The 22,823-nt window shown below is 35.7% G+C and carries 22 protein-coding genes; 20 read left to right on the forward strand and 2 right to left on the reverse strand.

The window, feature by feature from the left end; all coding sequences use genetic code 11:
- Positions 1-65: 65 nt before the first annotated feature.
- The 4 genes from metF to MWU65_RS02565 all read left to right on the forward strand — a co-directional run bounded on the left by metF (position 66) and on the right by MWU65_RS02565 (position 4,047).
- Positions 66-1,019 (forward strand): methylenetetrahydrofolate reductase [NAD(P)H], encoded by a 954-nt coding sequence (gene metF / locus MWU65_RS02550; RefSeq protein ID WP_247075524.1) that lies wholly within the window; start codon positions 66-68, stop codon positions 1,017-1,019.
- A 78-nt stretch (positions 1,020-1,097) separates the two neighbouring features.
- Positions 1,098-2,186 (forward strand): acyloxyacyl hydrolase, encoded by a 1,089-nt coding sequence (locus MWU65_RS02555; RefSeq protein ID WP_247075525.1) that lies wholly within the window; start codon positions 1,098-1,100, stop codon positions 2,184-2,186.
- Positions 2,187-2,190: 4 nt separating this feature from the next.
- Positions 2,191-2,955, forward strand: coding sequence for a head GIN domain-containing protein (locus MWU65_RS02560; protein ID WP_247075526.1), 765 nt, complete (start codon positions 2,191-2,193; stop codon positions 2,953-2,955).
- 9 nt (positions 2,956-2,964) lie between these two features.
- The gene (locus MWU65_RS02565) at positions 2,965-4,047 is read left to right on the forward strand and encodes a serine hydrolase domain-containing protein (RefSeq protein WP_247075527.1); all 1,083 of its coding nucleotides are present in this window, start codon (positions 2,965-2,967) and stop codon (positions 4,045-4,047) included.
- Here the strand turns inward: MWU65_RS02565 and gldA are convergent.
- Entirely contained in the window at positions 4,037-4,927 is an 891-nt protein-coding gene (gldA, locus tag MWU65_RS02570; protein ID WP_247075528.1) for a gliding motility-associated ABC transporter ATP-binding subunit GldA, read from the reverse strand. The genes MWU65_RS02565 and gldA overlap by 11 nt on opposite strands.
- A gap of 410 nt (positions 4,928-5,337) precedes the next feature.
- Between gldA and MWU65_RS02575 the strand changes: the two genes are divergently transcribed.
- Genes MWU65_RS02575 through MWU65_RS02590 form a run of 4 tightly spaced genes read left to right on the forward strand, consistent with a single transcriptional unit; the run spans position 5,338 to position 9,261 of the window.
- Entirely contained in the window at positions 5,338-6,165 is an 828-nt protein-coding gene (locus MWU65_RS02575; protein WP_247075529.1) for a prephenate dehydratase, read from the forward strand.
- Entirely contained in the window at positions 6,162-7,307 is a 1,146-nt protein-coding gene (locus MWU65_RS02580; protein WP_247075530.1) for an aminotransferase class I/II-fold pyridoxal phosphate-dependent enzyme, read from the forward strand. Before MWU65_RS02575 ends, MWU65_RS02580 begins: the two co-directional genes overlap by 4 nt.
- A gap of 2 nt (positions 7,308-7,309) precedes the next feature.
- A complete protein-coding gene (locus tag MWU65_RS02585; RefSeq protein ID WP_247075531.1) occupies positions 7,310-8,170 on the forward strand; it encodes a prephenate dehydrogenase in 861 nt (286 codons plus the stop codon).
- Positions 8,171-8,178: 8 nt separating this feature from the next.
- Positions 8,179-9,261, forward strand: a complete 1,083-nt coding sequence (locus MWU65_RS02590) for a bifunctional 3-deoxy-7-phosphoheptulonate synthase/chorismate mutase type II (RefSeq protein ID WP_247075532.1) — start codon at positions 8,179-8,181, stop codon at positions 9,259-9,261.
- Between the two features lie 62 nt (positions 9,262-9,323).
- Here MWU65_RS02590 and MWU65_RS02595 read toward each other — a convergent pair whose 3' ends face one another.
- Positions 9,324-9,764 (reverse strand): hypothetical protein, encoded by a 441-nt coding sequence (locus tag MWU65_RS02595; RefSeq protein ID WP_247075533.1) that lies wholly within the window; start codon positions 9,762-9,764, stop codon positions 9,324-9,326.
- Positions 9,765-9,853: 89 nt separating this feature from the next.
- On the opposite strand from MWU65_RS02595, the gene rsgA reads away from it, so the two are divergent.
- From rsgA to MWU65_RS02655, 12 genes are all read left to right on the forward strand, one after another.
- Entirely contained in the window at positions 9,854-10,807 is a 954-nt protein-coding gene (gene rsgA, locus MWU65_RS02600) for a ribosome small subunit-dependent GTPase A (protein ID WP_247075534.1), read from the forward strand.
- Positions 10,804-11,256 carry a D-aminoacyl-tRNA deacylase gene (gene dtd / locus MWU65_RS02605; RefSeq protein ID WP_247075535.1) on the forward strand — a complete coding sequence of 151 codons (453 nt, stop codon included), beginning with the start codon at positions 10,804-10,806 and terminating at the stop codon, positions 11,254-11,256. Before rsgA ends, dtd begins: the two co-directional genes overlap by 4 nt.
- Positions 11,257-11,320: 64 nt before the next feature.
- Entirely contained in the window at positions 11,321-13,237 is a 1,917-nt protein-coding gene (locus tag MWU65_RS02610) for a DUF3857 domain-containing protein (protein WP_247075536.1), read from the forward strand.
- 20 nt (positions 13,238-13,257) lie between these two features.
- Positions 13,258-15,258, forward strand: coding sequence for a DUF3857 domain-containing protein (locus MWU65_RS02615; RefSeq protein ID WP_247075537.1), 2,001 nt, complete (start codon positions 13,258-13,260; stop codon positions 15,256-15,258).
- On the forward strand, positions 15,258-15,584 hold the full coding sequence (locus MWU65_RS02620; RefSeq protein ID WP_247075538.1) for a nucleotide pyrophosphohydrolase: 327 nt from the start codon (positions 15,258-15,260) through the stop codon (positions 15,582-15,584). The genes MWU65_RS02615 and MWU65_RS02620 overlap by 1 nt, the downstream gene beginning before the upstream one ends.
- 22 nt (positions 15,585-15,606) lie before the next feature.
- Positions 15,607-16,839: a 3-phosphoshikimate 1-carboxyvinyltransferase gene (locus MWU65_RS02625; RefSeq protein ID WP_247075539.1), complete on the forward strand. Its 1,233-nt coding sequence runs from the start codon at positions 15,607-15,609 to the stop codon at positions 16,837-16,839.
- Between the two features lie 84 nt (positions 16,840-16,923).
- Positions 16,924-17,973, forward strand: a complete 1,050-nt coding sequence (gene queA, locus MWU65_RS02630; protein WP_247075540.1) for a tRNA preQ1(34) S-adenosylmethionine ribosyltransferase-isomerase QueA — start codon at positions 16,924-16,926, stop codon at positions 17,971-17,973.
- 93 nt (positions 17,974-18,066) lie between these two features.
- Positions 18,067-19,110: a 23S rRNA (adenine(2503)-C(2))-methyltransferase RlmN gene (gene rlmN / locus MWU65_RS02635; protein WP_247075541.1), complete on the forward strand. Its 1,044-nt coding sequence runs from the start codon at positions 18,067-18,069 to the stop codon at positions 19,108-19,110.
- Positions 19,111-19,225: 115 nt separating this feature from the next.
- The gene (locus MWU65_RS02640) at positions 19,226-20,203 is read left to right on the forward strand and encodes a polyprenyl synthetase family protein (protein ID WP_247075542.1); all 978 of its coding nucleotides are present in this window, start codon (positions 19,226-19,228) and stop codon (positions 20,201-20,203) included.
- A 111-nt stretch (positions 20,204-20,314) separates the two neighbouring features.
- Complete coding sequence (locus tag MWU65_RS02645) at positions 20,315-20,884, forward strand: RNA polymerase sigma factor (protein WP_247075543.1); 570 nt, start codon at positions 20,315-20,317, stop codon at positions 20,882-20,884.
- 12 nt (positions 20,885-20,896) lie between these two features.
- Complete coding sequence (locus MWU65_RS02650; protein WP_247075544.1) at positions 20,897-21,652, forward strand: hypothetical protein; 756 nt, start codon at positions 20,897-20,899, stop codon at positions 21,650-21,652.
- A gap of 96 nt (positions 21,653-21,748) precedes the next feature.
- Complete coding sequence (locus tag MWU65_RS02655) at positions 21,749-22,810, forward strand: hypothetical protein (protein ID WP_247075545.1); 1,062 nt, start codon at positions 21,749-21,751, stop codon at positions 22,808-22,810.
- The last annotated feature ends 13 nt before the right edge of the window (positions 22,811-22,823 follow it).

Genomic DNA, 22,823 nt, shown 5'->3' on the forward strand with positions numbered 1-22,823 from the left:
GCATTAAAAAGCGACTACCGATAGCCCGACCGATAGGAACGCCAAAAAAGAGATAATATAGACAGATGAAAGTAACGGATCACATCACAAACGCAAAGGGAAAAACATTGTTCTCTTTTGAAATTATTCCGCCAGTAAAAGGAAGGAACATTCAGGAATTATACAATAATATAGACCCCTTAATGGAGTTTAAGCCTCCGTTTATTGATGTTACAACCTCTAGGGAAGAGTATATTTATATAGACCGGGATGGGTTGTTAGATAAAAAACTAACGCGCATGCGCCCGGGTACCGTGGGTATCTGTGCCTCTATAAAACACAAATACAATGTAGATACTGTACCGCATGTGCTTTGTGGTGGATTTACAAGAGAAGAAACAGAGTACCTTTTGGTAGATTGTCATTACCTAGGTATAGATAATGTGATGGCCTTGCGCGGAGATGCCATGCGAGAAGAACAATATTTTGAACCTACCAAAGGCGGACACCAATACGCTGTAAGTTTGGTAGATCAGATTCAGAAATTAAATTGTGGTTCCTATCTACATGAAGTGATAGAAACAGATAATTGTGCAGATTTTTGTATCGGAGTTGCCGGTTATCCTGAAAAACACATGGAAGCTCCTTCTCTATTGTCCGACTTAAAACGCTTGAAACAAAAAGTAGATGCTGGGGCAGATTATGTGGTAACCCAGATGTTTTTTAATAACGAAAAGTACTTTGAGTTTGTTGCCGCTGCCAAAGATTTTGGTATTAATGTACCTATAATTCCAGGGATTAAACCCATTGCTGTAAAAAGACATTTGCAATTATTGCCACAGGTATTTAAAATAGACCTGCCACAAGACTTAATAGATGGGGTAGAAAATTGTAAGGATAATAAAGCGGTGCGCCAAGTAGGTATAGAGTGGGCCATACAGCAATCCAAAGAATTAAAAGCAGCGGGAGTTCCGGTATTGCATTACTATTCTATGGGGAAATCTGATAATATTAAAGCGATTGCTCAGGAGATTTTTTAAGAGGTAGATTTTGATGGTTTAATTTTGAATGTCTAGTCTATAGTTATCCATCAACTAAAATCCCTACTTTTGCACGCAATGAAAATAAAATTTCTCTTTTTAACGCTGTTTTCAATAGGCTGTTATGCACAGCAAAACAGTAAAATTGTTGTAGATGCCAATCAGTTTTATGGCTCTATATTGCTACATAATAATGATATTTCACATTTAATTAAGGCGCATCCTGCGGGTTTAATTCTAAGTTACAATAGAAAAACCTACGGTGCTGAGGCATGGGAGCAACATTTTAACTATCCAGATGTAGGCTTTTCCTTTGTATATCAGGATATGAATAATAGTACCTTGGGAAAAAATTACAGTGTGTATGCCCACTATAATTTTTACTTTTTAAAGCGTAATATTCAATTTAGAATGGGGCAAGGTATCGCCTATACCACCAACCCCTACAACAAGGAAACCAATTTTAGGAACAATGCCTACGGATCTCACTTTATGAGTTCTACCTATTTGATGTTGAATTATCAGAAGGAAAATATATACAAAGGATTAGGATTTAAGGCAGGAATTTCAGTCATTCATTATTCCAATGCTAATTTTAAAGCCCCGAATACCTCTACCAATACCTTTGCCTTTAATGCGGGACTTACCTATGATTTGGATGGGGGAGAAAAGATTGAGTATACAACCATAGCAGATACTACAGATTTTAAAGAACCTGTGCATTACAATTTTGTTTTTAGAGGCGGATTAAATGAGAGTGATGTTATTAATATGGGGCAATCACCCTTTTATATTTTGTCGGCCTATGCCGACAAACGAATTGGAAGAAAAAGCGGTTTGCAAATTGGCGCAGATGTGTTTTTCTCTAACTTTTTAAAAGAATTAATCGTTTATAAATCCATTGCCTTTCCGGAGTTGAATGTGCAGCCCAATGACGATTATAAAAGAGTAGGTGTGTTTTTAGGACATGAGTTGTATATTAATGAAATGTCTGTGATCACCCAGTTGGGGTATTATGTTTATTATCCGTTTGATTTTGAAGGTAGGGTATACAATAGAATTGGATTAAAACGTTATTTTGGAAATAAAGTATTTGGAGCAATAACCTTAAAATCGCACGGAGCCAAGGCAGAAGCGGTTGAATTTGGTGTAGGTATTAGATGGTAATGGTATGAAGATAATGAATAGATTGGTATTGTTTTTTGGTATTGCAATTGGGTTTTTAGGTTGCAATAGTGAACATGTGTCTGATTGTTTTCAGAATGCAGGAGCAATAATGCGGGAGGAAATTTCAGTTCCAGATTTTTCAAAGATTATCGTTTTTGAAAATATAGAACTCATAGTAAAACAAGGACTGGAACAGAAAGTTGAAGTAGAAACAGGCGAGTTTCTTCGCAATGATATTAGCGCAGTTGTTGAAGATGGGAGATTGGTTTTACGTAACAGTAACGCTTGTAATTTTACACGAGAGTATGGGATTACCAAATTTTATATTACGTCTCCTAATATTACAGAAATTAGAAGTAGCACCGGTTTAGATATTAGTAGTGACGGGGTGTTGACCTATAATTCTTTAGTGCTAGTATCTGAAAGTTTTAACAATCCTGAAACAGATTCTACCAGTGGCTTGTTTAATTTGGAAATACAAAACACTACGGTCTCAATTGTCTCCAATGGGTTGGCTTATTTTAAGTTAAATGGAAGTACGGAGAATTTTAACATCACCTTTGCAGCGGGTGATTCTAGACTGAGTGCAGAAAATTTAGTAGCGCAGAACGTACGTGTAAATCATAGAAGCTCTAACGATATGCTGGTAAATCCGCAAGTAGCTATCAGTGGAGAAATTAGGGGAACCGGAGATGTGATCAGTTTTACAGAACCACCATCGGTAACCGTAACCGAATTGTACAAAGGAAGACTGATCTTTAGAAATTAATACACTAGTGTGAAATCATTATTCGCTTTCCTAAAAGGCTTCTTAAGAGGGTCAAAATTACTCCAAAAAGGAAAAACTACTGCATTTGAAGAAGCTGATGCGTTGCTTCAGTCTTTGATCACTGAAAACAAAGTTCCAGGGATATCAATTGCGGTATCCAAGGGCAATCAAATCATTTTTGAAAAAGGCTATGGTTTTGCAGATCTTGAAAATAAAATTCCGGTTATTCCCCAAGAAACTATTTTTAGAATAGCAAGTGTTTCCAAACCTATTGCAGCTACAGCTTTGGCTATATTGGTAGCTGAAGGTAAAATAGATTTGGATGCCTCGTTTTATAACTATGTTCCGTATTATCCCAAAAAAGAGTTCGATTTTAGTATTCGGCAATTGGCAAGTCATACTGCCGGTATTCGAGGGTATCGGGGTACAGAATATGGCTTAAATAAACCGTACACCATAGAAGACAGTCTCGTGATTTTTAAGGATGATGACCTATTGTTTAAACCGGGTACTGCGTATCAGTATACCAGTTATGATTGGGTGTTAATTTCCTTAGCCATACAAGAGGCAAGCGGAATGCCCTTTGAAAAATATGTGCAAGAAAAGGTGTTGCAGCCCTTGCAGATGTTCAATACCTTTCCGGAAGTAATAGGAAATTCTAAGTCGAATACAACAAAATTTTATACTAAAAATAGGACAGGCTTTAGAAAGGCAATGTCGGTAAATAATTTTTTTAAGCTGGCAGGTGGCGGGTATTTGTCCACCACCTCAGATATTCTAAAATTAGGGAACGCATTTCTAAACAATTCTCTGATTCCTGAAAGCATAAAAGATGCGTTTTTAACCGCAGCAACCATAAATGGAGTATCTACCTATTACGGCTTGGGTTGGCAGGTTAGTTCAGATGTTATGGGTAGAACCTATTATGGGCATATAGGAAATGGGGTAGGAGGCTACTCTAATTTTTTTGTATATCCCAAAGAAGAGGTGGTGGTTTGTATTTTAACCAATGGCACCAATCCTAATATCCAGGAAGTTCTGGATAGGGTGGTAGAAATGTTTGTGGCTAAAACCAAAGAGACTATCCAGTAATCTCCGTAAACAAACTTTCAAGATTTTTATTCTTTCTACTTAATTGAAGTGTTTTTAACTGATTGTCATGTGCAAAATCGAACACTACGGGTCGCATATCTTTTGTGGTGTCAAAAACAATTTCATAGACAAAACCTCCAGTATTTTTTGCCTGCACTACATGGGGTAATTTTTGCAATAGTTGTTCTTCAACCCGATAATCAAATTCCACCTCAATTACCTGTTCTTGATTTTCGCGCAAGTCGGTTAGTTTTTTATCAGCCACGATAACCCCTTTGTCTATTATGACTACACGATCACATACCGCTTCCACCTCTTTCATAATGTGTGTAGATAGTAAAATGGTTTTTTCTTTTCCGATGTCCTTGATCAGTTTCCGAATTTCCAACAACTGATTTGGGTCCAAACCCGTTGTAGGTTCGTCTAAAATTAAAACTTCTGGGTTGTGTAACAAAGCAGCGGCCAACCCAACCCGTTGCCTATAGCCTTTGGATAATTGTTCAATTTTTTTATGTGCCTCTGGCGTAAGCCCGGTTTGTGCTATAACTTCTGCAATTCTTTCTTTGGGTACATTGTATACATTAGCATTAAAAGCTAAATACTCTTTTACATACATATCTAAATACAACGGATTGTGTTCTGGCAAATACCCAATGCTTTTTTGTACATTGATTTTGTCGGTAACATTGTAGTTATTTACTGCCGCTTCCCCGCTATCTGCCAATATATAAGTGGTAAGGATTTTCATTAAGGTAGATTTACCTGCTCCATTAGGGCCAAGAAAGCCAACAATTTCCCCTTTATTTATATTGAAAGACACCTTATTTAGTGCTTTTTGGGTTCCAAAATTTTTGCAAATATTCTCTACGGAAATAGACATAGCTATAGATTTTCATCAAAAATAATGTAAATAATACAAAACTCAGTTGTAAAATTGTAATTCAATAATTTGTTGGAAATACCGTCTTTCCCCATTGTTTCGTTAACAAAACCTTAACATTTTAAAAAAACGTCTTTTAATTTTTTGTTAAAAAAATACATAAGGATATTAAATATTGTGTTAGGTTTAAAAAAAATGTAGGATAAAATTTGTTTTTTAAATTTAATAACTACCTTAGCCCCATAATTATAAGAATAATGAATACAAGATATTTCTGGAACGGTTTTTATTTTTACTTCTTTAAGAGAGGTTAGGGACTGTTGTAATATTTTGTAATATAGATATAATAAAAAAGTCCCGTGAAAAACGGGACTTTTTTTATGCTTAAAAATAATAGGATAAGAATAGAAATGGCATTAAGAATTGCAATACAAGGTATAAAGGGATCTAACCACCACCAAGTTGCCAATGAGTATTTTGGTAATAAGGTAGAATTGGTAGAATGTCTTTCTTTTGATGAGTTAATTCATCAACTTATGACGGGCTATGCCGATGAGGCTGTTATGGCTATAGAAAATTCCATCGCAGGTTCTATCATACCTAATTATGCTTTGGTATATAATAATAACCTGCATATTATTGGAGAGCATTACCTAAATATTCATCATCATTTGATGGCTTTGGCGGGGCAGAAAATTGAAGACATTCAAGAAGTGCATTCGCACCCCATGGCTTTGCTTCAATGCAAAGAATTTTTAAGAAGTCACGCTCATATAAAATTGGTAGAATCTGTAGATACGGCAGAAACAGCACAGCGGATTCAAAAAAACAACTTAAAAGGGATAGCGGCAATAGCTCCTAAAGTAGCGTCAGAATTATATAGCCTGGAAGTTTTAGCTTCAGAAATACAAACGATAAGTAATAATTCTACCCGTTTTATTGTGCTTTCAAAGGAAGATAGAACAACTCAGGAAACAGCAATTAATAAAGCTTCTTTACGCTTTGTTTTGGATCATAAACGCGGCAGTTTGGCAGCGGTATTAAATGTGGTAAGCGACTGTAACTTAAACTTAACCAAAGTGCAATCCTTGCCTGTTATAGAACGACCTTGGAAATATTCATTTTTTGTGGATGTTACTTTTGATAAATATTCGCATTACGAAAAAGCAAAGGCTCTGTTAGAAATAATGGCAGAAGAATTTAAAGTATTAGGAGAATATAAAAACGCTAGAGTATGAAAACAGCTGATAGATTAGCCCATATTCAGGAGTACTATTTTTCTAAAAAATTGAGAGAAGTACGTGGATTAATGGCAGAAGGTAGACCCGTAATTAATATGGGTATCGGTAGTCCAGATTTGGAGCCTTCCGCTAGTGTTGTTGCTGCCATAAAAAATGCGGTTGATGATGCAGGTGCTCACCAATATCAAAGTTATCAAGGTTTGCCAGAGCTAAGAGCGGGCATTGCCAATTTTTATAAGACTAATTTTCAGGTAAGTGTAAATCCAGAGGATGAAATTTTGCCGTTGATGGGTTCTAAGGAAGGGATTCTTCATATTAGTATGGCTTTTTTAAACGAAGGAGATGAGGCTTTAATTCCAAATCCTGGATACCCAACCTATACTTCTGTAACTAATTTAGTAGGTGCCGTACCTAAATACTATGATTTAGTAGGTGAAAACCAATGGTTTCCAGATTTGGAAGCATTAGGGAAACAAGATTTATCTAAGGTTAAAATAATGTGGGTATGTTACCCTCACATGCCAACAGGGGCAACAGCTACAACAACACAGTTAGCTGCCTTGGTGCAATTTGCAAAAAGAAACAACATATTATTGGTGAACGATAATCCATACAGTTTTGTTTTAAATGATGAGCCAAAAAGCATTTTAAGTATTGAAGGAGCAAAAGAATGTACCTTGGAATTAAACTCTTTGAGTAAGACCTTTAATATGGCCGGATGGCGTGTGGGCATGGTGTTGGGTAGTAGTGACCATATCACAGCGGTGTTAAAAGTGAAAAGCAATATGGATTCGGGTATGTTCTACGGCATACAAAAAGGAGCCATTGCAGCCTTGCAGAGTAGTAAGCAGTGGTTTCAAGATTTAAACAAGGTGTACACAGCTCGTAGGGAATTAATTTTTCAATTAGCAGATAAATTAAATTGTAGCTATGACAAAAATGCTGTTGGCATGTTTGTTTGGGCTAAATTACCTGAAGATAGTGTTTCTTCAGAAAAATTTATAGATGCCATTTTGTACGATAAAAATATTTTTTTAACCCCAGGAACCATTTTTGGTAGTAATGGAGAAGGTTATATTCGATTTTCACTCTGTGTAACTGAGGAAAAAATAAAAGAAGCAATTAAGAGACTAGGGTAGGGATGAATGTATTTGTAATTGGCATAGGATTAATAGGAGGCTCAATGGCCAAGGATATCAAAAGATTTAATCCTGCTGCTAAAATATATGGTGTGGATATTAATGAGGCGCATGTAGATGAAGCACTTGCCTTAGGTCTTATTGATGAGAAAGCTTCGTATGCAGATTTAGCAATTGCCGATATTGTTATTGTAAGTATCCCAGTAGATGTGTTGGTGCGCGAGTTGCCTATAATTTTAGATGCGGTTCATGATAATGCCATAGTTATAGACGCCGGATCTACAAAGGCATTGCTCTGTAAAGTAGTTGATAATCATGTAAAAAGAAGAAATTTTTTAGCCTGTCATCCTATAGCTGGAACCGAATTCTCTGGCCCCTCTGCTGCGATTGAAAATTTGTTTGAAGGCAAAACAAATATTATATGTGAGGTAGAAAAAACGGCTTTTAAATTACAAGAAAAGGCTTTGGATCTTTTTCAGAAAATGGGAATGCGAATTCGGTATATGAATGCGGAGGCGCATGATAAACACATTGCTTACGTTTCTCATTTATCACATATTAGTTCCTTCATGCTCGGGAAAACAGTGATTGAAAAGGAGAAAAATGAACGCGATATTTTTGATATGGCCGGTAGTGGATTTGAAAGTACAGTGCGATTGGCTAAAAGTTCACCCGCTATGTGGACACCAATTTTTGAACAGAACAAAGAAAATGTTTTAGAAACATTAGAAGAATATATACAAAATTTAGAAGCCTTTAAGCAAATGATTGTTGAGGACAATTTTAAAGGCATTTATAGTGAAATGCGTGAAGCAAATAAAATAAAAGAAATATTAAACGGAATCCCTCAGAATAAAAACTAAATAGTAAAATGGAAAATTCAAAACAAATGAGAACTTGGTTGGACGATATGAAATTGGACCATCCGTTAGTAATTGCAGGACCTTGTAGTGCTGAAACAGAAGAGCAAGTATTAAAAATTGCACATCAACTAAAAGATACAGATGTAAACTATTACCGTGCAGGTATTTGGAAACCACGTACAAGACCAGGAAATTTTGAAGGCGTTGGCGCTTTAGGATTAAAATGGTTAAAAAAGGTAAAAGAAGAAACTGGATTAAAGACAGCAACAGAAGTAGCAAACAGAGCACACGTAGAATTAGCGTTGGAAAATGACGTAGATTTATTGTGGATTGGTGCTAGATCTACTGTAAGTCCGTTTATCATGCAAGAAATTGCAGATGCCTTGGAAGGTACAGATAAAATTGTTTTGGTAAAGAATCCTATAAACCCAGATTTATCATTGTGGTTGGGTGGTATTGAGCGTTTGTATACAGCAGGTATTAAAAACTTAGGTGCTATTCATAGAGGTTTTTCAACCTATGAAAAAACAAAATATAGAAACATTCCAGAGTGGCAATTGGCTATTGAGTTTCAAAACAAATTCCCTGATTTACCTTTAATTAGTGATCCTTCGCATATTACAGGAAACAGAGATATGATTTTTGATGTTTCACAAACAGCTTTAGATCTTAATTTTGATGGCTTAATGATAGAAACTCATTTTGATCCTGATAATGCATGGAGTGATGCTGCACAGCAAGTAACACCAGACAAGTTAGTGCAAATTATGCGCGATTTAAAAATTAGAAAAGAGTCTGATCCAGAAGCAGAATACAATAAAGAGTTGAGTAATTTAAGAGCTCAAATTGATGTTATTGATTCTCAGTTGATTGATACAATGGGAAAAAGAATGAAAATTTCTGATGGTATTGGTGCTTTAAAAAAGCAAAAGAATGTTGCAGTGCTTCAATCTACCAGGTGGAACCAGATTTTAGGCGCTATGATTCTTGAAGGGGAATCTAAAGGATTAAGTGAAGAGTTTGTTTTAAAAATGTTTAAGGCAATACACCAAGAGTCTATAAATCACCAGGAAAAAATAGTAAACGGATAAAAAGAGTATAAAAAATCCCGATGGTAACATCGGGATTTTTATTTAAATTTTTGGTAAAATTATTATTTTTTAAAAATATAACGGGTAATAAAAATGCCCTGGCCATCGCCTTTGCCGCCTTCGCTTTCAACAGCGCTAGTTACAAAAGCAAGTTCCCATCCTTCTTGTATCATCGCATTGATCTTTGAAGAAATAATAGCATCATTCGCCGCAATATTCTGGAACCTTATGCCGCCAATATTATAAAAGTTTAATAGTTTGGTTTCATCAAAATCTTTAACTCTAATCTCATCTCTTTTAGACTTGTTTCTAGTGTTGTCTTCTTCAGTTTGTGTAGATGTAAATTCTTTGTAATCCTTATCTTCATTCGCTGAGATTAGTCTAGAACGTCCTAATCCGTTAGGAACTATAGATTCTACACTGGTAATAATTTTAAATTGTTGTGCAGACAACTCTAAAGTGGTGCAGCAAATAATAAAGGCAACAAATACTAATTTTTTCATGGAATTTTAATTTAATTATTAAAATCAAACGGTAAAAAAAATAGTGTAGTATATTGCTTATATTGTTTCTTTGTAAAAAATAACGAATAATGATAGGAACTGTTTATAAATCTACAGGCAGCTGGTACACTGTAAAAACAGATGCCGGGAAGTTTTATGATTGCAGAATAAAAGGGAAGTTTCGCTTAAAAGGGATAAAAAGTACAAATCCTATCGCGGTAGGGGATCGCGTAGCTTTTGATCTCGAAAAAAGTGGGGATGAAACCAACGCAACCATTACGGAGATTAAAGGCAGAAAAAACTATATTGTTCGTAAATCTGTTAATTTGTCCAAACAGACCCATATCATTGCTGCCAACTTAGATCAGGTATTCTTAATGATTACCCTAAACAATCCACAGACATTTACAAGTTTTATAGATCGGTTCTTAATTACAGCAGACGCCTATCGGATTCCTGCGGTTCTATTGTTTAATAAAATAGATTCTTATGATGAAGAAGAGCTGTTAGAAGTTAAATACTTGGCAGCCTTATATAGAAATATTGGCTACCATTGTATTGGAATTTCAGCCCAAACAGGGCATAACGTGGCAAAGGTGAAAGAATTAATGACAGGAAAAACTAGTATGTTTTCTGGACATTCCGGAGTTGGGAAATCCACCTTAATCAATACCATAGACAGTACACTAGATATTAAAACCAAAGCAATTTCTGAACAACACATGCAAGGGCAACATACCACAACCTTTGCAGAAATGTACGACTTAGATTTTGGAGCTCAAATCATAGATACGCCTGGGATTCGTGGTTTTGGTATTGTAGATATGGATAAAGCGGAAATAGGAGATTACTTCCCTGAATTTTTTAAGCTAAAGGATCAATGTAAATTTAATAATTGTTTGCATATAGACGAACCAAAGTGCGCCATTAAGGATGCGTTAGAAGCAGATAAAATTGCTTGGAGTAGGTATAAGAGTTATGTGCAAATGATAACCGATGAGGATGAAAATTATAGAGTAGATATTTACGCAGAAGGAAAATGAGAACAGTAATACAAAGAGTTTCCCGGGCAAGTGTAACCGTAGAAGGGAAGCTAATTTCAAAAATAGATAGTGGTCTTTTAATTTTATTGGGTATTGAAAATAACGATGCTCAAGAAGATATTGAATGGCTTTCTCGCAAAATTGCAAATCTTAGGATTTTTAATGATGAAGATGGTGTCATGAATACATCGATCACCGCAATAGGAGGTGATGTTATTGTTGTAAGTCAGTTTACATTACATGCGGCTACAAAAAAGGGAAATAGACCTTCGTATATTAAAGCTGCAGGTCCAGAGTTAGCAGTACCCCTATACGAGCAATTTGTAAAGCAAATGGAAAAGGACTTGGGTAAAAAAGTAGGGACAGGTGTTTTTGGTGCAGACATGAAGGTCGATTTATTAAATGATGGTCCGGTTACCATTCTCATCGATTCAAAAAATAAAGAGTAATTTTAAAAATCAGTTTGTTCTAAAATTTCGATTTATTATATTTAGGCAATTCCTAACCATAACCATGCGCATATATACCTTCATTGTTTTTCTTTTCTTTCTTGATCTATTAACTGCACAGAACAATGAATACCAATCCATTCTTATTGATGAAAGCCTAACTAAAAATGTGAATGCTGTAGTTCGTTCAGATGAGATGGTTATACATACCACTTCAAAAAAAGAAATGAAGGTAACCTTAAGAAGAGTTGTTACCGTTTTAAATAAATATGGAGATAGCGACATTCAAACTTCTGTTGGGTATGATAATAGTAGGAAAATAAATAAATTATATGCAGTGGCTTATGACCAATTCGGGAATGAATTGGATAAGTTTAAGGAAAAAGATTTTACAGACGTAAGCGCCGTAGACGGAGGCACACTATACTCAGATTATAGAGTTAAATATTTAAATTATACTCCGGTAAAGTATCCTTATACGATGGAGTTTAACTACCAATATACTACGCCTAATACAGGAGAAATCATCCCAAGTTGGTATTTTTTAGACGGGTATTTAGTAAGTACCGAAAAGAGTAAAATAAGCTTTCTTTTTGATGAGGAAGACTTAAAACCAGAGATAAAAGAAAAAAATTTGGAGGGGATTCAATTTGTAAAGACGGTCAATGAGAATAGTATCGTCTATGAAGCCAAGAATATTGCAGCCTATAGGCAGGAAAGTTTAAGTCCGTCTTTTGGTAAGATTGCACCTAAGTTAATCATCAGGCCAGTAAATTTCACCTATGAGGGTTATGATGCCAGTATACATACTTGGGATGATTTAGGAAAATGGATGTATAACAATCTTATTGTCGGTAGAGATGAATTAACAGAAAGTACAAAAGGCAGTATCAAGTCCTTAACAAATGGAGTTACAGACAATTTAGAGAAGGCTAAAATAGTGTATCAATACGTGCAGGACAATACCAGATATATTAGTGTGCAAGTTGGTATTGGGGGTATGCAACCCATCAGTGCTATAGATGTTGATAGAGTGAAGTACGGAGACTGTAAAGGTTTGTCTAATTATACCAAAGCGCTCCTAGAAACCGTTGGTGTCACCTCTTATTATACCCATGTTGAGGCAGGGAATTATAAGGTTGACTTTGAGGACGACTTTGCTTCCTTGGCAGATGGGAATCACGTAATTTTAGCAATTCCGTATCAAGGCAACTATTATTGGATAGATTGTACATCTCAGATTCACCCCTTCGGATTTATAGGAGACTTTACAGATGGTAGAAAGGTTTTAATTATTAAGCCAGATGGAGGAGAAATAGCGACGACCACAACCTATGTGGGAGAAGATAATCATCAATCCACCACAGCAGAAATCACCCTGAATAAGGATGGGGAAATTGCAGCTGTCGTAGATATAGTAACCAAAGGAATTCAATACGATGATCGGTTTTATTTGGAAAATAAAGCAGCCAATGATATTACGAAATACTACAAATCGTATTGGGGGTATATCAATAATTTAAACATCGACCAGTTTGGTTTTAAGAACGATAAAAATAAAATAGTCTTTACGGAAACGGTACAGGTTACCGCCGCAAATTATGGTTCTATAAGTGGAGATAGAATTTTATTTATGCCTAATGTATTCAATAAAAATAAGAATGTTCCGGATCGGGAAAGGAATAGAAAATTTCCATTAGAAATACAAAGGGGATACTTTGATGAAGACGAGTTTGTAATTTTCCTACCCCTTGGTTATGAGGTTGAAGCTATGCCTAAAGGCACTACTATTGAGAACGAATTTGGTTTGTATACAACAAGCTTGGAATTGTCAGAAGACAAAAATAGTATTCGGTATAAGCGCAGTTTATTCATTAAAAATGGACAATATGCTAAAGAAAAATATAAAGACTATAGAGATTTTAGAAAGAAAGTTTCACTAGAAGACAGTGCCAAGGTTGTACTGATTAAAAGAGATTAACCAGCCATAAACCAAAATCTATGTTGAAGAAGTGTTTAAGAATAGCCTTATTTTTAGTCGTAAGCCAGGTTGCCATGGCTCAAGAGTTCGATTATGGCAAGGTGTCTAAATTGGAATTGGAAGAGAAAACACATCCCATAGATTCCTCAGCCAGTGCTGCTTTTTTATTCAAACAGCGAACTACTTTTTTTCAATTTAGTGATAGTGAAGGTTTTCAGGTGGTTACTGAAATTTATGAGCGTATTAAAATTTATGACAAAGAGGGGTTTGATTACGCTACAAAGCAAGTTAATTTGTATAGGGCTAACCAGGGCAACAAAGAAAAATTTACGGGCCTTAAGGCTGCCTCTTATAATTTGGTAAAAGGTAAAATAGAAGAATCCAAATTAAAGAAAGACGGTATTTTTGAAACTGAATTATCCGATTATTACGATCAGACTAAATTTACAATGCCCAATGTAAAAGAAGGTACTGTAGTAGAATATAAATATAGAATAACCTCTCCCTTTATTTACAATGTAGATGAGTATGTAATGCAAGAAAATGTACCTATTAATAAAATAGAGGCTAGCTTTAGTGCACCGGAGTTTTATAATTTTAAGATTAATGTTAAGGGATATTTGAGCGTGAGTCCAGTTAAGACTACTAATCGTAAAACTATAATCTCGAGTGGAGCAGACAGATCTGGTAATGTTACCTCTTTTAATGCCAATAAATTAGAATATATAGATCACATTCATACCTATACTTTAGCCAATGTGCCGGCTATGCGGGAAGAGCCTTATGTGAATAATATAGATAATTATAGATCTACTGTAAAATATGAATTATCGTATGTAAAATACCCAAATAGCATCCCCAAGTATTATTCAACCACCTGGGAAGATGTGGTAAAATCCATTTACGATAATCCGAGGTTTGGAGAGGAGCTTAATAAAAACGGATATTATGAGGATGATATTGATGTATTAATTGAGGGAGTTACGGATCCAGCTAACAAGCTTGCACTCCTATTTAATTATGTAAAATCAAGGGTAAAGTGGAATGGGTATTACGGATACAATACCAATTTAGGGGTTAGAAAAGCCTATAAAGAGCAAACGGGAAATATTGCAGATGTCAATTTAATGTTAACCTCTATGTTGCGCTATGCTGGTTTGGATGCCAATCCAATTTTGGTAAGTACAAGAGGGAACGGCGTTGCTATTTTTCCTACGAGGGAGGGGTATAATTATGTAATAGCGGGTATAAATATAGGTAATAGTTTGGTGTTATTAGATGCTTCAGATACTAATAGTTTGCCCAATGTATTGCCTGTAAGGGCTTTGAATTGGCGTGGTAGAATGATCAAAAAAGGAGAAGAATCTTTAGAAGTAAATTTATATCCTAATGCGTTGTCGTCCGAGACAAAAAATGTGTTGGCCAATTTGCAGGAAGATGCAAGCCTAACAGGGATGATTCGGAATGTTAAAACATTACATGATGCTAAACTGTATAGGGATGTCTTTAACGGTGCTGATGAAGATAATTTTATTGAAAAATTAGAGAATAAATATGAAATGGAGATTGAAGATTTTAAAGTGGATAACGCCAAGGAATTAGAGATGCCTATTACAGAAACCTTTAAATTTGTAAAGGAAAATCAAGCCGATATTATCGGCGATAAGATTTATTTTTCACCATTGTTCTTTTTACGAACCGCTGAAAATCCATTTAAAATGGAGAAAAGAGAATTTCCTATAGATTTTGGGTATCCATCAGAAAACACGTATCGGGTGATGGTGAATTTACCAGAGGGTTATAAGGTAGCCTCTTTACCTGAGGCTAAATCCATGTCCTTGCCTGAGAACTTAGGAAGTTTTATGTTTACGATTACCGAGAACGGAAAACAAGTGCAGTTACTTGTAAGAACAACAATGAATAATGCGCTTATAACGCCAGTTTATTACGATGTTTTAAAAGAGTATTTTAAACAATTAATTGAAAAAGAAAACGAAAAAGTAGTTTTAATAAAAGTCTAATGAATATAGAAAACGCACAAGAGGCCGTTGATGCTTGGATTAAAACCCATGGCGTACGTTATTTTAACGAACTTACCAATATGGCACAACTTACAGAAGAAGTTGGTGAGGTTGCCCGGATCATCGCTCGTAGGTATGGAGAACAAAGTGAAAAAGAGTCAGACAAATCTAAAGATTTAGGGGAGGAGTTAGCAGATGTGCTTTTTGTAGTGCTGTGCTTGGCAAACCAAACCGGAATAAATTTACAAGAGGCCTTTGATAAAAAGCTCGACATAAAAACAAAGCGAGATCACGATAGGCATCACAACAACGAGAAGTTAAAATAATTACATTTTTAAAACAATAACATTGAAATTACACCTTTCCCCACCACCGTCTAATTTGCTACAGTCTGCAATTAAAATAACAGGCAGTAAAAGTGAATCTAACCGTTTACTTCTACTAAAAGCACTCTATCCAAATATTGAGATTAAAAACATATCCAATTCAGATGATGCCCAAGTCATGGAAAAAGGGATTGCGATCTCTAAGGGTGAAGTAGATATTCATCACGCAGGAACTGCCATGCGTTTTTTAACAACGTATTTTTCATCCCAGGAAGGAAAAGAAGTTGTGCTTACCGGGTCTAAACGAATGACAGAACGACCCATTGGAGTTTTGGTAGATGCTTTAACCGCTTTAGGGGCAGATATAACATACACTAATAATATAGGGTATCCGCCGCTACATATCAAAGGAAAAAAATTACACAAGAAAAACGTTAGTCTTCCTGCAAACATAAGCAGTCAATATATTTCATCCTTATTGCTCACTGCACCTAGTTTAGAAAATGGTCTAGAACTAGAATTGGTTGGTAAAATAACATCGGTGCCTTATATAAAAATGACATTAGCCCTACTATCACAAATAGGTGTGGAGAATTCCTTTGAAGGCAATACCATTAAAGTGGCGTCAAAACAAACAATTCCTGCCACTACTATGGTTGTAGAATCAGATTGGAGTTCTGCCTCTTATTTTTATAGTATAGTTGCCTTAGGTGAAGTAGGTACATCAATAAAATTATCGGCCTATAAAAAAGATAGTTTGCAAGGAGATAGCGTTTTGGCTGAGATTTATACAGAATTCGGAGTGGAAACTACTTTTGGGGAACACCATATTGTTTTGAAAAAAATTAAAAGCGAACAGCAAACCAAGTTGCAATTCAATTTGGGCAATGCACCAGATATAGCGCAAACCATAGCGGTAACTTGCTTTGGATTAGGGCTTGGTTGTCATTTAACAGGATTACATACCTTAAAAATTAAAGAAACAGACCGTTTGGAGGCCTTGCAGGTCGAATTATCAAAACTAGGAGCAACTATTGTTGTTACTAATGATAGTTTAACCTTGGAGCCGTCAAATTCTATAAATAAAGATATCGCCATAGATACTTATAATGACCATAGAATGGGCATGGCTTTTGCCCCCTTAGCTCTAAAAACATCCCTATTCATTAACGATGCGGGTGTTGTTTCAAAATCATATCCAGATTTCTGGACAGATTTAAAGCAACTTCAATTTAATATAATAGAGGCATCATAGTAATTAAATGGTGTTTTACTTGACAACGCCTATGCGATGATAGTATATTTGCAAACTCAAAAATGATTACTAAAATTATTCTAAATGAAATTATCGAGCTTTAGTTTTGAACTTCCAGACAATTTATTAGCAGAATACCCATCAGAAAACAGGGATGAAGCTAAATTGATGGTGATCCATAGGGAAACCGGAAAAATTGAACATAAAATGTTCAAAGACCTTATCAATTATTTTGATGAGGGAGATGTGATGGTTTTAAACAATACAAAGGTTTTTCCTGCTCGTTTGTATGGTAATAAAGAAAAAACAGGTGCTAGAATTGAAGTTTTCTTATTGCGCGAGTTAAATGCTGAACAGCGTTTATGGGATGTTTTAGTAGATCCTGCTCGTAAAATTAGAATAGGAAACAAACTGTATTTTGGTGATGATGAAACGCTAGTAGCTGAGGTTATAGATAATACGACGTCTAGAGGAAGAACACTTCGTTTTTTATACGATGGTTCTTATACAGATTTTAGAAGAAAATTAAAAGAATTAGGAGAAACACCACTTCCAAAGTACATCAAAAGAGATGTAGAAGAGTCTGATGAAGAGCGGTATCAAACTATTTATGCAAAGCATGAAGGCGCAGTGGCAGCACCAACAGCTGGCTTGCACTTTTCGAAGCATTTGTTAAAAAGATTAGAAATCAAGGGTATCGATTTTGCTGAGCTAACGCTACATGTTGGTTTGGGAACGTTTAACCCAGTTGAAGTAGAGGATCTTTCTAAACATAAAATGGATAGTGAAGAACTCATTATTGATGAGAAAGCAACAGAGATTGTAAATAATGCGCAAGCTAAGAAACGTAGAATTTGTGCAGTAGGAACAACAGCAATGCGTGGTCTAGAAAGTGCAGTGTCTACTAGTGGTCAACTAAATACTTATGAAGGGTGGACCAACAAGTTTATCTTCCCTCCCTATGACTTTAGTATAGCGAACTGTATGGTAACTAACTTTCATTTGCCTAAATCTACCTTACTTATGATGGTTTCTGCATTTATAGGGCATGATTTAATGAAGAAAGCCTATAAAGAGGCCATTTTAGAAGGCTATGAGTTTTACTCTTACGGTGATGCAATGCTTATTGTTTAAATAAGTATTCAAATTAAATATATTAAATCCCGCCTGTTTTCTATCATTGCATAGAAATTGGCGGGATTAACTTTTATAGACTACCTTAATAGTGTGGAAAAAACGAAGAAAAAAGACATACGGGCATTAACCAAGGATCAATTACGAGATTTTTTTGTAACCCAAGGCGACAAAGCCTTTAGAGGCAATCAAGTATACGAGTGGTTATGGCACAAGGGAGCGCATTCCTTTGAAGCCATGACCAATGTTTCTATGGAAACAAGGCAGTTGTTAGATGCTCATTTTGTCATAAACCATATCAAGGTAGATCAAATGCAACGCAGTAGCGATGGTACTATAAAAAACGCGGTACAATTGTATGATGGTTTAATTGTAGAATCGGTTTTAATTCCAACAAAAACGAGAACAACGGCTTGTGTTTCTAGTCAGGTTGGTTGTAGTTTAGATTGTCGGTTTTGTGCTACCTCTAGATTAAAACGCATGCGTAATTTAAATCCGGATGAGATTTACGATCAGGTGGTTGCTATTGACAACGAGAGTAGGTTGTATTTTGATCGCAAGTTGAGTAATATCGTTTTTATGGGCATGGGAGAGCCTTTAATGAACTATAATAATGTTTTAAAGGCAATAGAGATGATTACCTCTGAGGAAGGCTTAGGGATGTCGCCTAAAAGAATAATTGTATCTACCTCGGGTGTGCCAAAATTAATTAAGAAAATGGCAGATGATGCCGTGAAATTTAAACTGGCAGTTTCTTTGCATTCGGCTATAGATGAAATACGAACTTCTATAATGCCGTTTAATGCTACGTTTCCATTAAAAGATTTACGCGAAGCCTTACAATATTGGTATGCTAAGACCAAAAGTAGAATCACCTATGAGTATGTAGTATGGGAGGGTATTAATGACACCCAAAACGATGCCAATGCCTTGGTAGATTTTTGCAAGTTTGCCCCATCAAAAGTAAATTTAATAGAATACAACCCTATTGATGATGGAGAATTTCAACAAGCCTCAAATGCGGCCATAGAAATGTATGTAAAAACATTAGAGCGCAATGGAATTACGGTTACAGTAAGGCGTTCTAGAGGAAAAGATATCGATGCAGCTTGTGGACAATTAGCGAATAAAAGCTAAGAAATAAGGTCGTCATTATTCCTTTACCCTAATTTTAATAACGGTAGTCTAACTTATGCTAGGGAGTATAATATTTTAGTTACTTTTGCCTTTCCAAATTCAACGAATTACCTTTTTGAAAATCGTAGCACAAATAAAGGAACCTGTAAATAAGGAAATGGAACTTTTTGAAAAAAAGTTTCATGAATCCATGTCGTCTAAGGTTGCCTTACTTAACAGAATCACCTATTACATTGTAAATAGAAAAGGCAAGCAAATGCGACCTATGTTTGTGTTCCTTACCGCCAAATTGGTTTCTGGTGGTACAGTGAACGAGCGAACCTATCGGGGGGCAGCTGTAATAGAACTCATACATACCGCTACTTTGGTGCATGATGATGTGGTGGATGACAGTAACAAACGACGTGGCTTTTTCTCCGTAAATGCCTTGTGGAAAAACAAAATTGCTGTCTTAGTGGGCGATTTTCTACTCTCTAAAGGTTTATTGCTTTCTATTGACAATGGTGATTTTGACCTTTTAAAGATTATTTCCGTCGCAGTACGAGAAATGAGTGAAGGCGAATTACTGCAAATTGAAAAAGCAAGAAGGTTAGATATTACGGAAGACATCTATTATGAAATCATCCGACAAAAAACAGCAACGCTTATCGCTGCTTGTTGTAGCCTGGGCGCCTGTTCTGTAAGTCCAGATTCTGACGATGTTGAAACGTTTCGGAAATTTGGAGAGCTTATTGGAATGGCTTTTCAAATCAAAGATGATTTGTTTGATTATGGTGATGCGGAAATAGGCAAGCCAACCGGAATAGATATTAAAGAGCAAAAAATGACATTGCCGTTAATCCACGTATTAAACAATTGCTCTAAAAAAGAAAAAAGCTGGTTGATCAATTCAGTGAAGAAATATAATAAAGACAAAAAGCGGGTTAAAGAAGTCATTGCTTTTGTAAAAGAACGCGGTGGGCTAACCTATGCTGAAGAAAAAATGAACACTTTTAAAAGGGAAGCACTCCTCCTTTTAGATAAATATCCTGCCTCTGACTATAAAAGTTCCCTTGTACTTATGGTGAGCTATGTAGTTGATAGAAAAAAATAATACTTTTATTGTCTTGTAAATCAGTTCGGTATAATTTAATTTTAAAAATTATTCCGTTGCAGGCAACGTTTGTAGAACGTCTGTTGTCTATATAGAAAGAAGACCTTAATCGTGAAAATAATTACACTGTATACTAACGAAAAAACCCTTATTAAAAAGGCAGCCCAGGCAGACAGGGAAGCGCAAGAACGTTTGTACACTACTTATGCTCCTAAAATGCTGAGCGTTTGTAGACAGTATGTGAAAGATCTCCAATTTGCGGAAGATGTTATGGTTGGGGGATTTTTAAAAGTGTTTACCTATTTAGATACATTTAAGTTTGAAGGGAGTTTTGAAGGCTGGGTTCGAAAAATAATGGTGCGAGAGAGTATCACCTTTTTGCGCAAAAAAAAGCCTATCGTATTTGATGATGAAGTGTTTGAGCGATCAGCACCAAAACATATTACAAGTGCTCCAGACTTGGATGTAGAGCAAGTACAAATGCTTATAGATGCCTTGCCTAATGGATACAAAATAGTATTTGTACTCTATGCTATAGAAGGGTATTCCCATAGTGAGGTCGCCGAACAATTACAGATTTCAGAAAATACATCAAGATCGCAACTTTTTAAGGCAAGGAAAATGTTGCAAGAACAATTGGAAAAAATTAAAAAAACGGAAATCATATCGTTTGAATCCTAAAAAATAAAATAAATGGCACCTTTAAAATTTGAAGAGCATTTAAGAGATAAGTTAAAAGAGCGGGACATAAAACCCTCTAAAAACGTATGGGCTAAAATTGCCAATGGATTGGAGCAGCAAGAAAAGCCCAAGAAAATAAAAATGCCTTATTATGCAATTGCAGCCTGCCTTATTGGTTTGGTGATAGCAACTGTTTGGTTCGTGAATAAAGCCCCAGAGACAGGAAGTACACCTCAAATAGTTGATGTTGAACCTAAAGTTGATCAGGAGTTAAATTTAGTTAAGCCTAAAACAGAAAGCGACCAAGAACAGTTGGTGGAGACAATCGTTAAAGCCGCTGAAAAGCAAGAAACTATAGCGCCATTAGCCAAAAAGCAGCCTAAAAATATACCAAAACAAAGACTTTCGCCAGAAACATCTCCAAGGGTAATTGTGCAAAATGAAGCTAAAAGTGTGCCTGATTTTACAGATAGTATGCCCGGAAATAGCCTTGTAGATACCAAGCTTAGTGGAGTGATGCAAAAACTAGCCTTGTTGGAAAAAAATAATATTGTGGTTTCTGATGCCGAAGTAGATGCGCTCTTGCGCAAAGCACAACAAGAAATACTGACAGAAAAGGCGGTAAAGGCAGGTATTTCTGTAGATGCTATGGCCTTGCTTCTAGAGGTTGAAGATGAGCTAGATAAAACCTTCAGAGATCAAATCTTTGACAACCTTAAAAAGGGATACCTAAAATTAAAAACTGCAGTGGCAGATCGCAATAATTAAGAACATTCATCAATCAAAGTTTTATTGAGTTCTTCTAACATTTCCTTAGGTTGAGATGTTGGAAGGGCGATAAAACACAGCTAAAATTTAATCATTATGAAAAAAATTACACTTTACATCGCCTTATTTTTAAGCTCCTTTTGCCTGCAAAATGTGGTAGCTCAAGAAACTGTTCAAGAGAAAGTTGAACAGTTGATAAAGGAAAAGGAACAAATTAGAATGTTTGAAAAAGAGGCACTTAAATTAGAAATTGAAGCCATAAACAAACGTTTTACTAAAAATGAAATTACGGCGCAAGAAGCCCAAAACTTAAAGGCGGAGGCGGCAAAAAATAGGGCCTTAAATATAGAAAACAGAATAGCTATTTTAGAGAATAAGATAGCATTGTTAGAAAGAAATGGAACAACTGAAGTAGTTTCCGATTCTATGGGATCGAAATTGGAAGTTAAAATTTTTGATTTGAAACTCAATGATAAATCGGTTTTACTGGGAAATAGAACAAAGGACTCTGTAAAGTATGATGTCCGTACAAAGTCAGATTTTGTTTGGGCTATAGGTTTAAATAACGCCATAATTGATGGGCAGTCTTTAGATGATTCTCCTTACAAAATTGGAGGTAGTCGCTTTTTTGAAATGGGCGTAACCTGGAGAACAAGAGTGTTTAAGCACACCAATGCGGTACGCTTGCACTACGGTTTTTCTTTTCAGTTTAATGGTTTAAAAGCTAAAGATAACCAGTATTTTGTTGAAAATGGTGAGCAGACAGAATTGCAAGAATTTGAGTATAACCTAAAAAAATCAAAATTGCGAATGGATAATTTAGTTTTTCCTGTGCATTTAGAATTTGGCGGGTCTAATAAGGTTGTCAAGGACAACAGTATGCGATACTATTTGGATAAAAAATTTAGGTTTGGGATTGGAGCTTATGGTGGTTTTAGTATTGGAACGCGGCAAAAACTAAAATATAAAGTAGATGGTGACCGTACTAAGGATAAGTTTAAAAGAGATTACAATACCTCAGATTTAATTTACGGACTAAGTGCTTATATGGGCGTGGGAGAAACACAGTTGTATGTGAAGTATGATTTAAATCCAATTTTCACCAATGCCTTGGTGGAACAACACAATATATCCATAGGGCTTCGGTTCGATTTGTAAAAATAAATGCGTG

Origin of the sequence: Cellulophaga sp. F20128 (assembly GCF_023015805.1) — a bacterium.
In the GTDB taxonomy this organism is placed as follows: Bacteria; Bacteroidota; Bacteroidia; order Flavobacteriales; family Flavobacteriaceae; genus Cellulophaga.

Coding starts and splice junctions, on each gene's coding strand:
- rsgA (WP_247075534.1), top strand. CDS start 9,854: ATGATAGGAACTGTTTATAAATCTACAGGCAGCTGGTACACTGTAAAA.
- MWU65_RS02580 (WP_247075530.1), top strand. CDS start 6,162: ATGAAAACAGCTGATAGATTAGCCCATATTCAGGAGTACTATTTTTCT.
- MWU65_RS02585 (WP_247075531.1), top strand. CDS start 7,310: ATGAATGTATTTGTAATTGGCATAGGATTAATAGGAGGCTCAATGGCC.
- MWU65_RS02655 (WP_247075545.1), top strand. CDS start 21,749: ATGAAAAAAATTACACTTTACATCGCCTTATTTTTAAGCTCCTTTTGC.
- MWU65_RS02555 (WP_247075525.1), top strand. CDS start 1,098: ATGAAAATAAAATTTCTCTTTTTAACGCTGTTTTCAATAGGCTGTTAT.
- queA (WP_247075540.1), top strand. CDS start 16,924: ATGAAATTATCGAGCTTTAGTTTTGAACTTCCAGACAATTTATTAGCA.
- MWU65_RS02595 (WP_247075533.1), bottom strand. CDS start 9,764: ATGAAAAAATTAGTATTTGTTGCCTTTATTATTTGCTGCACCACTTTA.
- dtd (WP_247075535.1), top strand. CDS start 10,804: ATGAGAACAGTAATACAAAGAGTTTCCCGGGCAAGTGTAACCGTAGAA.
- metF (WP_247075524.1), top strand. CDS start 66: ATGAAAGTAACGGATCACATCACAAACGCAAAGGGAAAAACATTGTTC.
- MWU65_RS02560 (WP_247075526.1), top strand. CDS start 2,191: ATGAAGATAATGAATAGATTGGTATTGTTTTTTGGTATTGCAATTGGG.
- MWU65_RS02615 (WP_247075537.1), top strand. CDS start 13,258: ATGTTGAAGAAGTGTTTAAGAATAGCCTTATTTTTAGTCGTAAGCCAG.
- gldA (WP_247075528.1), bottom strand. CDS start 4,927: ATGTCTATTTCCGTAGAGAATATTTGCAAAAATTTTGGAACCCAAAAA.
- MWU65_RS02650 (WP_247075544.1), top strand. CDS start 20,897: ATGGCACCTTTAAAATTTGAAGAGCATTTAAGAGATAAGTTAAAAGAG.
- MWU65_RS02575 (WP_247075529.1), top strand. CDS start 5,338: ATGGCATTAAGAATTGCAATACAAGGTATAAAGGGATCTAACCACCAC.
- MWU65_RS02620 (WP_247075538.1), top strand. CDS start 15,258: ATGAATATAGAAAACGCACAAGAGGCCGTTGATGCTTGGATTAAAACC.
- MWU65_RS02610 (WP_247075536.1), top strand. CDS start 11,321: ATGCGCATATATACCTTCATTGTTTTTCTTTTCTTTCTTGATCTATTA.
- MWU65_RS02590 (WP_247075532.1), top strand. CDS start 8,179: ATGGAAAATTCAAAACAAATGAGAACTTGGTTGGACGATATGAAATTG.